Genomic DNA, 9602 nt, shown 5'->3' with positions numbered 1-9602 from the left:
ATCAGCGTAGCGATGACGTTGCGCTTCTGGCGCGCCCGCAGGGCCTCGATCGCGGCATCGTCGGTCTCGCCTTCGGCGCCGCAGTTCCACGAGCGGTTGTTGTCGAACCCGTCGCGGTTGTCCTCGCCATTGGACTCGTTGTGCTTCTCGTTGTACGAGACCAGGTCGTTCAGCGTGAAGCCGTCGTGCGCGGTGATGAAGTTGATGCTCGCGTGCGGGCGGCGGCCGCTGCGCTCGTAGAGATCGCTCGAGCCGGTGAGGCGCTGCGCGAACTCGCCGATGACGCCGCCGTCGCCTTTCCAGTACGCGCGCATCGTGTCGCGGTACTTGTCGTTCCACTCGGTCCATCCAGGCGGGAAGTTGCCGACCTGATAGCCGCCGTCGCCGAGGTCCCACGGCTCGGCGATGAGCTTGACCTGGCTGACGACGGGGTCCTGCTCGATCAGGTCGAAGAAGGCCGACAGCCGGTCGACCTCGTGGAACTGCCGGGCCAACGTGGCCGCGAGGTCGAAGCGGAAGCCGTCGACGTGCATCTCGTTCACCCAGTAGCGCAGCGAGTCCATGATGAGCTGCAGCACGTGCGGGTGGCGCATGAGCAGGCTGTTGCCCGTGCCGGTGGTGTCGTAGTAGTGCGCCTTGTCGTCGTCGACGAGCCGGTAGTACGCGTTGTTGTCGATGCCGCGGAAGGCGAGCGTCGGGCCCATGTGGTTGCCCTCGGCGGTGTGGTTGTAGACGACGTCGAGGATCACCTCGATGTTGGCCTCGTGCAGCGCCTTGACCATCGCCTTGAACTCGAGCACCTGCTGCCCGCGCTCACCGCCTGCGGCATACCCGTTGTGGGGCGCCAGGAAGCCGATGCTGTTGTAGCCCCAGTAGTTCCGCAGTCCCCGGTCGAGCAGGTGGGAGTCCTGCACGAACTGGTGCACCGGCATGAGCTCGATCGCCGTGATGCCGAGGTCCTGCAGGTGGGCGATCGTCGCCGGGTGCGCGATGCCGGCATACGTCCCCCGGATCTCCTCGGGGATCTCGGGGTTGAGCTGGGTCAGCCCCTTGACGTGGGCCTCGTAGATGACGGTGTCGTGGTACTCGTGCCGCGGCGGACGGTCGTCGCCCCAGTCGAAGAACGGGTTGACGACGACGGAGAGCATGCTGTGGGGCAGGCTGTCCGTAGTGTCGATGTCCTTCGTCGTGGCCGCGTCCTCGTCGCCGAAGCGATAGGAGAACATCGCCTGGTGGTTGTCCGGCTGCCCCTCGATGGCCTTGGCGTAGGGGTCGAGGAGGAGCTTGGCCGGGTTGCACCGGTGGCCGTTCTCCGGCTCGTAGGGGCCGTGCACGCGGAACCCGTATCGCTGACCGGGCTGGACGTAGGGGACGTAGCCGTGCCACACGAAGCCGTCCACCTCCGGCAGCTCGAGGCGGGTCTCGACCAGGTCGTCGTCGATGAGGCAGAGCTCGACCTTCTCGGCGACCTCCGAGAACACGGCGAAGTTGACGCCGCTCCCGTCATACGTCGCCCCGAGGGGGTAGCTGTGTCCGGGCCAGATCTCCATGAAGCTTCTTCCGTTGTCGTGATACGCGGCGCGCGGCCGCGGCAGGGCACAAGGTAGCGCCCCACCGCGGACGGCGCTGGCCGCGAACCGTCATTGTCGCCTGCCCGGGGGGCGAACACATAACCGGCCGGTATGCCGCAACCCGGTCGTCCGGGCCCCCCGAGCCCGAGCGGGTACCCCGTTCCCCGCGCGGGCCGGGGACAAACCCCTGGCACGGCAGGTGCTCGACATGCGGGACGTCAGAGGCCGAGGTCCCGGCCGATGAGCTCCTTCATGATCTCGTTGGACCCGGCCCAGATCTTCGTCACGCGGGCATCGCGCCAGGCGCGGGCCACGCGGTACTCGTTCATGAAGCCGTAGCCGCCGTGCAGCTGCACGCAGTGGTCCAGCACCTCGTTCTGCACCTGCGAGCTCCACCACTTCGCCTTGGCCGCGTCGACGGCCGACAGCTTTCGCGCCGCGTGGGCCAGCACGCAGTCGTCGACGAACGCCTCGGCGACCTCGATCTTCGTGACGAGCTCGGCGAGGAGGAACTTGTTGTGCTGGAAAGCCCCGATGGGCTGACCGAACGCCTTGCGCTCCTTGGCGTAGTCGATGGTCTCCTCGAGGATCGCCTTGGCGTGCGCCACGTTGGACACGGCGGCACCGACCCGCTCCTGGGGCAGTCGCTGCATCATCGCGACGAAGCCGCCCCCCTCGGGGCCGAGCCGGTTCTCGTCGGGCACGCGGACGTTGTCGAAGAAGAGCTCGGCGGTGTCGGACTCCGGCATGCCGACCTTGTCGAGCTTGCGACCGTTGGCGAAGCCAGGCATGCCGCGCTCCACCAGGAACAGGGTGATCCCCTTGGCGCCTCGGGCGGGGTCGGTGCGGGCGGCGACGATGACGAGGTCCGCCTGGTAGCCGTTGGTGATGAAGGTCTTCGAGCCGTTGAGGACCCACCCCTCGCCGGCGCGGACCGCCGTCGTCTTGAGCGCCGCCAGGTCCGACCCACCGGACGGCTCCGTCATGGCGATGGCGCAGATCAGGTCGCCGCTTGCCATGCCGGGCAACCAGCGCTGCTTCTGCTCCTCGGTGCCGAGGTCGACGATGTAGGGCGGGCACACGTCGGAGTGGATGCCGAAGCACGAGCTCGTGGCGGCGTTGAAGCGCGACATCTCCTCCGAGACCACGGCGTTGAAGCGGTAGTCGTCCACCCCCGCCCCACCGAACTGCTCCGGAATGTCGAAGCCGAAGAGGCCCTGCTTGCCCGCCTCCTTCCACACCTCGCGCGGGATCGACTTGATCTCGATCATCTCCTGCGCCCGGGGGGCCAGCGTGCGGGCGACGAACGCGCGCGCGGACGCACGCACCGCCTCGTGGTCCTCGTCGTAGATGTGACGCGGCATGGCTGGCTCCTCGGGCGTGGTACTAATCAGTAACTAAGCGCTTGCTTAGTGTCCCGCGGCTGCGGCATGCTGTCAACGTGCACACGCCCACCCCGCACAGCCCGCCTGGGCCGAGTCAGCTCCCGGCCCGCACCCCGGCGGCGGCGCCGGCCGGCGCCACCGACGCCGACGCCTCCACGGTCGAGCGGCTCATGGGTGCCGCTGCACAGGCCTTCGCCGACAAGGGGTTCCATGCAACCACGACGCGCGACATCGCGGGGCGGGCGGGGCTCAGCCCGGCCGGCGTGTACGTGCACTTCGGCTCCAAGGAGGAGCTGCTCTTCAACCTCAGCCGGGTCGGGCACCAGTCGGCGCTGCGCCGGGTCCGCGAAGCGATTGCTGCCGACCGCACGCCCGCCGGTCAGCTGACCAACCTGATGGCGCGCTTCTCGGAGTGGCACGTGGAGCAGTACCAGGTCGCCCGGGTCGTGCAGTACGAGCACCACCACCTCTCGGCCGAGCACCACGCCGAGGTCCTCGCCCTGCGCAAGGAGATCGACTCCCTCGTGCGCGGCGTCCTGGAGCGGGGCGTCGCCACCGGCGCCTTCACGATCGACGACGTCGGTGACACCGCGCTCGCCCTGCTCTCCATCGTCGTCGACGTCGCCCGCTGGTACTCCCCCACGATCCGGCGCAGCCCCGCGCAGATCGGCGCCACGAACGCCACCCTCGCGCTGCGGCTGGTCGGCGCCACGTCCGCAGGGTCAGCGGTCCGCTGACGTGACCCCCGCGACCTGGCGGACCACGTCGGCCACCAGCTCGTAGGCCGCGGGGTCGGTCTGGTTGCCGAGCCCCAGGATGGCGTCGTCCATCCCCGCCTCGGCAAGCCTGCCCAGCCGGTCGACGGCCGCGGACACGGAGCTGGTCGGCTCCCCCGACGCCGCCTGCTCGCCCGACGCCGACAGGCTCATCCGGGTCAGGACCGTCTTGCTGATGTCGTCATAGCTCCGGCCGACGTCGGCGCAGTGGCCGCGCAGCACGTCGCAGGCGACGCGGAGCCGGTCCGTGCCCACGTCGAAGAAGTTGCAGGCGTCGGCGTACTGTGCGACGAGCCGCATCGTCTTCTTCTGCCCCATGCCGCCGATGAGGATCGGCGGGTGCGGCTGGCGGATGGCGGGCGGGCTGTTGAGGGGGCGTTCGAGCGAGTAGTGGCGACCGGCATACGGGCTCTCGTCCCCCGACCACATCTGCAAGGCGATCTGGAGCGCCTCCTCAAGCCGCTCGAAGCGCTCCTTGACCGGCGGGTAGGGCACCCCGAGCCCGCGGTGCTCGTCCTCGTTCCACGCCGCGCCGATGCCGAGCCACGCGCGGCCGCCCGAGAGGACGTCCAGCGTCGTCACGGTCTTGACGAGGATGCCGGGGTGGCGGTACGTCACGCCGGTGACCAGGGTGCCGACCTCGATCCGCGAGGTCTGGCCGGCGGCGAAGGCGAGCGCGGTGTAGCCCTCGAGCATCTCGAGCTCGGGCGGGCCGATCGGGCCGATCTGGAAGAAGTGGTCCATGACCCACAGACTCCACATGCCGGCGTCTTCCGCGTCGCGTGCGATCCGCCCGAAGGTCGGGCCGATCGAGGCGGCCGTACCCGGCCAGCTGAAGTGGGAGACCTGCAGCCCCAGTCGCATCTTCCGATCCTCGCCACACGGCGGGTGATTGTCGAGGGCACCGCGGCCCCCGGCTCCCCGGTGTGGCGCCCGCGCGCCGTAAGAGGCGGGGCCGCAAGAACTGCACGAGCGAATCGACGAGCACCATGCGCCCGTCGGCGGGTGCGGGTCCGCGCTGGCGGCCCATGGGGAGATCGCCGGCCACGACGTGGGGTAGCGGCCGAGGCCAGGCCACAGTCGCAGCGGGCAGCGGCCCGCGGGTAGTGGGGCCCGCCCGCCGGGAAGTGGGGCCCGCGGCGGGGCGGTGCGGCGGTGACCTCGTGGCGCCCCCCTTTCGCGGAGTGAGCTCGCTGGACAGGTTGGTACCAGTTTGGGCCGGCTCCCTCGGAGCCGGGCCGGCTCCCTGGGAGCCGGCCGCATCCCGACCGTTTCCGGCCCGCGTCAGATGTGCCAGGTGACGCAGGTGGGAGTCACGGTCGCGGTGAGGTCGTGCTGGTGCACGTGAGAGTGGTGCCGTGGGCATAGCAGCGCGGTGGTCGTCAGCGAGGTCTTGCCGCCCCGGGACCAGTGGTGCACGTGGTGTCCGTCGCACCACTGCGGTGGAGTGCTGCAGTTGGGGAACGAACAGCCGCGGTCGCGTGCGATCAGCGCCAGTCGCAGGCCCTTGGTCACCAGTCGGCGCTCTCTGCCGACGTCCAACGGTTCGCTTGCCCGACCGAGCACCATGGGGATGATCCCGGCATCACACGCGAGACGGCGGACCGTGGCGGCGGACAGCACATCCCCGGTCAGGGTGGTGCCGGTCCCGGCCAGCCGCCCTGTCAGGACGTCGTGCTCGATGGTGACGATCACCTTCGCCTTGTCCGTCGAGGGCACTCCATCGGGGGAGGACACGCCCCGCCCGATGATCGCCACGAGGGCGTCTGCACGGCGCCTCGCGGGAGTCCGAGGGTCCGGCTCCACCGTTCGGCCCTTCGTGTCCGTGGCGGGGCACGGCGCAGAGAGCGGGTCGACGGCGGCCTTGACCACGGCGGCCGCCTCAGGGTCCAGCACGGCGGTCATTCGCACCATGCCGGTGCGGTTGGGTGCGGTGAACCAGAGGCCGCGACAGCCGCGGCGGGCTTCGTCCATCCGCTCGGCGTCTCCCGGTGGGGTCAGCTGGTCAGCCTGCTGGCGCACGAGCCGGGCCAGCTGTTCCGGCCGCGCGGTGGCGGCCTGGTCGGTCAGGTGCTCCAGGATCGCATCCAGTTGCTCCGAGTCGGCGACCCGATGGACGCGCTCGTGCAACTCCACGATCTGCGCGGCGCTGCTCACTGGGACATGACCCATGGCGACGCGGGCCCGCAGGCTGGCCCAGCGCGGCTCGATGACGGCCCGCGCGACGGTGACGATCGCTTTCGCGGCGCCCGCAGAGAGGCCCGAGTCGTGGGCTCGCAGCCAGTCGATCGCCGACAGGCCGCCCGGCGGCGCAAGCCCACGGGACTCCAGCTCAGCCAGCACGTGCACCAGCATCAACTCGCACGAGGCGCGCAAGGCGGCGAGGTGCTCGACTGCTTCTTGCAGCTCGCCCTCCGCATGCCGGACCAACGGCATTCCGACCGAGGCTTCCAGCAGCACTCCCACCGGCGCCTGCGAACCTGGACACGGCAAGGAATCCCACTCGAACGCGTCTGCACTATCACTGGCGTCCCCGCCAGCACGACCCGGCCCGTCTGGGTCGAGCGCCTCCCCTCCGAGCGCGTCGCCGCCGATGGCCTCCCGGTCCAGCCACTCCACCTCTCGCGGGTCCACCCGGAGCGGCTCACCGGCGCTCATGTGCGCCCAAACGCCCCTGCGCGGCGCCAACGAGCTCGCCAGAGTCGAACGCCGTGCCGCCCGCGCCGAGCGTCGATCCGCCCCACGCCTCTCCGGCCCGGGTCCGGCAGAAGACGCCGACCTAGGCGGCGGAGCGTTTGGGGCGAACGCACCGAGCGCACCGAGCGCACCGACCCAGTCGGTCTCCGGCGCGTGAGCCAGTGACGCGAGAAACGCCGACGAAGCGCCACCCGCTGCCTGACCGGTCTCCAGCTCGACGACGCGGCGCCGCAGCGCCTCAATCAGATCCGTCCCCTTCTTCATGTATCGAACGCTAGTACGAGCCACCGACACTGGTTGCGATACGTCGCAGCATGAGGACCGAACTGGCCACTCGACGAGACGGGGGTGGCGTACGGAACTGGCCACTCGACGAGACGGGGGTGGCGTACGGAACTGGCCACTCGACGGGTGTGGGCGAGCCCCGACTGGGTCAGCCTCCCGGGCGGGCGACCCGCCGACGCCGGTGGCTCAGTCGCGCGTCAACTTGCGGTACGTCACGCGGTGCGGCCGCGCCGCCTCAGCTCCGAGGCGTTCGACCTTGTTTGCCTCGTAGGACTCGAAGTTGCCCTCGAACCAGTACCACGAAGCAGGGTCGTCCTCGGTGCCCTCGTACGCGAGGATGTGCGTTGCGACCCGGTCGAGGAACCACCGGTCGTGCGAGATGACGACGGCACAACCGGGAAACTCGAGCAGCGCGTTCTCGAGCGAGCCCAAGGTCTCCACGTCGAGGTCGTTGGTCGGCTCGTCGAGGAGCAGCAGGTTGCCTCCCTGCTTGAGGGTGAGCGCGAGGTTGAGGCGGTTGCGCTCACCGCCGGAGAGGACGCCGGCCGGCTTCTGCTGGTCGGGACCCTTGAACCCGAACTGCGAGACGTAGGCACGCGAAGGGATCTCGACGTGGCCGACCTTGATGTGGTCGAGCCCGTCGGACACGACCTCCCAGAGCGTCTTCTTCGGGTCGATGCCCTCCCGGGCCTGGTCGACGTAGGAGATCTTCACGGTGTCGCCGATCTTGACCTCTCCCGCGTCCGGCTGCTCGAACCCGACGATCGTCTTGAAGAGGGTGGACTTGCCGACGCCGTTGGGGCCGATGACGCCGACGATGCCGTTGCGGGGCAACGTGAAGGAGAGGTTGTCGATGAGGACCCGGTCACCGAACCCCTTCCGCAGGTCCTTCACGTCGATCACCATGGAGCCGAGCCGCGGCCCCGGCGGGATCTGGATCTCCTCGAAGTCCAGCTTGCGGGTGCGGTCCGCCTCCGCCGCCATCTCCTCGTAGCGGGCCAGGCGCGCCTTGGACTTCGCCTGCCGGCCCTTGGCGTTGGAGCGCACCCACTCGAGCTCCTCCTTGAGGCGCTTCTGCAGCTTGGCATCCTTCTTGCCCTGCACCGTGAGGCGCTCGGCCTTCTTCTCGAGATACGTCGAGTAGTTGCCCTCGTAGGGGTAGAGGCGCCCACGGTCGACCTCGGCGATCCACTGCGCCACGTGGTCGAGGAAGTACCGGTCGTGGGTGACGGCGATGACAGCGCCGGCGTAGGACTCGAGGTGCTGCTCGAGCCACAGGACGGACTCGGCGTCCAGGTGGTTGGTCGGCTCGTCGAGCAGCAGTAGGTCGGGCTTCTGCAGGAGGAGCTTGCACAGGGCCACGCGCCGGCGTTCCCCGCCGGAGAGGGTGGTGACCGGCGAGTCACCCGGGGGGCAGCGCAGCGCGTCCATGGCCTGCTCGAGCTGGCTGTCGAGGTCCCACGCGTCGGCGTGGTCGATGTCCTCCTGCAGGGTGCCCATCTCGGCGAGAAGCGCGTCGTAGTCCGCGTCGGGGTCTGCCATCTGCGCCGAGATCTCGTTGTAGCGGTCGAGCTTCGCCTTGATGACGCCGGCACCCTCCTGCACGTTGCCGAGGACGGTCTTGTCCTCGTTGAGCGGCGGCTCCTGCAGAAGGATCCCCACGGTGGCACCGGGCGCGAGGCGCGCTTCCCCGTTGGACGGCTGGTCGAGGCCGGCCATGATCTTAAGGATCGTCGACTTGCCGGCCCCGTTGGGGCCGACCATCCCGATCTTCGCGCCCGGGTAGAAGGACATCGAGACGTCATCGAGGATGACCTTCTCGTTGTGGGCCTTGCGCGCCCTGGTCATGGTGTAGATGTACTCGGCCATGGCCCGAGGTTATCGGCCTGCCCTCGAGGGGGCCGAATCCGCCCATGGTCACCGCCGGTCCGACCCGGACAGCCGAGCCGACCCGAAGAGCCGAGCCGACCCGGCCAACCAAGCCGACCCGGAGAGCCGAGCGACCCGGAGAGCCGAGCCGACCCGGCCAACCGGCGGGGCCACCCCCGGGGGGGCGCCTCACCCGGGGGGCGCCTCACCCGGCGGCGGCCTCGACCACCTCATACGGGTCGGTCTCCGGGTCGCCGTACGGCACCGGCGCGGACTCGAGCACCGGCGCGGACTCGAGCACCGGCGCGGACTGAAGCACTGGCGCGGACTCGAGGGCCGGGGCGGTGTCGTGCACCTCGCCGTTTTCGTCGACGTTGGGCGGCCGCTCGGGCGAGCCTTCGGCGTCCGCGTCGAAGCGGGCGATGGACCGCAGGGCCGCCTGCACCTCCGGGTCCGCGAGGGGCTCCTCCCCCAACGCCTCGGCGCGGCTCAGGCGACGGAAGGTGGCCTGGCCCCGGGAGAGGTCGTGTCCGACGTGGCTGGCGTCGATCTCGACGCCGACGCGGATGCCGTCCTTGCCGTCGCGCCACTCGTTGACCCGCAGGCGGCCGTGCACGATGACCGGCTGGCCCTTCTCGAGCGACTTGGCGACGTTGGCGGCGAGGACGCCGAAGACGCAGACCCCGTAGAAGCTGGTCGAGCCGTCGACGTACCGCCCGTCGGGCAGGCGGTGTCGTGGTGTGGACGCGATCCGGAACGTCGTGAAGGCCCCGCCGCTCCTCGTCTTGCGTTCCATCGGGTCGGCCACGGCGTTGCCGACCACCGTCACGTAGTTCTCGTACATCTCTGCACCTGCTTCCTTCGCTGACTGCGCGGGAACGGCACGGCACCGTCCCGCCACCAGCGTCCGGCACCTCCGGGGCGGCCGGCAGGCGGAATCCTCGGGCTGTGGACGAGCCGCCACCGAGGCCTCCGCCTGGGGACAACGCGGCCGCGACGGCCTGCGCCGCCCGAGGCCG

7 protein-coding genes are annotated in these 9602 nt (G+C 70.1%); 1 reads left to right on the top strand and 6 read right to left on the bottom strand.

Features of this window, described 5'->3' with window-relative positions; genetic code table 11:
* Both glgX and VFJ94_RS10965 read right to left on the bottom strand, forming a co-directional pair.
* Positions 1–1550: glycogen debranching protein GlgX (gene glgX, locus VFJ94_RS10970; protein WP_325004245.1), on the bottom strand; the 1550-nt coding region annotated here is incomplete at its 3' end.
* A 239-nt stretch (positions 1551–1789) separates the two neighbouring features.
* Complete coding sequence (locus VFJ94_RS10965) at positions 1790–2935, bottom strand: acyl-CoA dehydrogenase family protein (RefSeq protein WP_325004244.1); 1146 nt, start codon at positions 2933–2935, stop codon at positions 1790–1792.
* A 77-nt stretch (positions 2936–3012) separates the two neighbouring features.
* Here VFJ94_RS10965 and VFJ94_RS10960 point away from each other — a divergent pair, with 77 nt between their 5' ends.
* Positions 3013–3693 (top strand): TetR/AcrR family transcriptional regulator, encoded by a 681-nt coding sequence (locus VFJ94_RS10960; protein WP_325004243.1) that lies wholly within the window; start codon positions 3013–3015, stop codon positions 3691–3693.
* On the opposite strand, the gene VFJ94_RS10955 is transcribed toward VFJ94_RS10960, so the two are convergent.
* The 4 genes from VFJ94_RS10955 to VFJ94_RS10940 all read right to left on the bottom strand — a co-directional run bounded on the left by VFJ94_RS10955 (position 3679) and on the right by VFJ94_RS10940 (position 9427).
* A complete protein-coding gene (locus VFJ94_RS10955) occupies positions 3679–4596 on the bottom strand; it encodes an LLM class F420-dependent oxidoreductase (protein WP_325004242.1) in 918 nt (305 codons plus the stop codon). The genes VFJ94_RS10960 and VFJ94_RS10955 overlap by 15 nt on opposite strands.
* Positions 4597–5016: 420 nt before the next feature.
* A complete protein-coding gene (locus VFJ94_RS10950; RefSeq protein ID WP_325004241.1) occupies positions 5017–6693 on the bottom strand; it encodes an HNH endonuclease signature motif containing protein in 1677 nt (558 codons plus the stop codon).
* A 207-nt stretch (positions 6694–6900) separates the two neighbouring features.
* On the bottom strand, positions 6901–8583 hold the full coding sequence (gene ettA, locus VFJ94_RS10945) for an energy-dependent translational throttle protein EttA (protein WP_325004240.1): 1683 nt from the start codon (positions 8581–8583) through the stop codon (positions 6901–6903).
* A gap of 205 nt (positions 8584–8788) precedes the next feature.
* Complete coding sequence (locus VFJ94_RS10940) at positions 8789–9427, bottom strand: single-stranded DNA-binding protein (RefSeq protein ID WP_325004239.1); 639 nt, start codon at positions 9425–9427, stop codon at positions 8789–8791.
* Between the last annotated feature and the right edge of the window lie 175 nt (positions 9428–9602).

This window comes from Intrasporangium sp. (genome assembly GCF_035688975.1).
Classification (GTDB): domain Bacteria; phylum Actinomycetota; class Actinomycetes; order Actinomycetales; family Dermatophilaceae; genus CALMNV01.
This window is presented reverse-complemented; position numbering and strand designations above follow the sequence as displayed.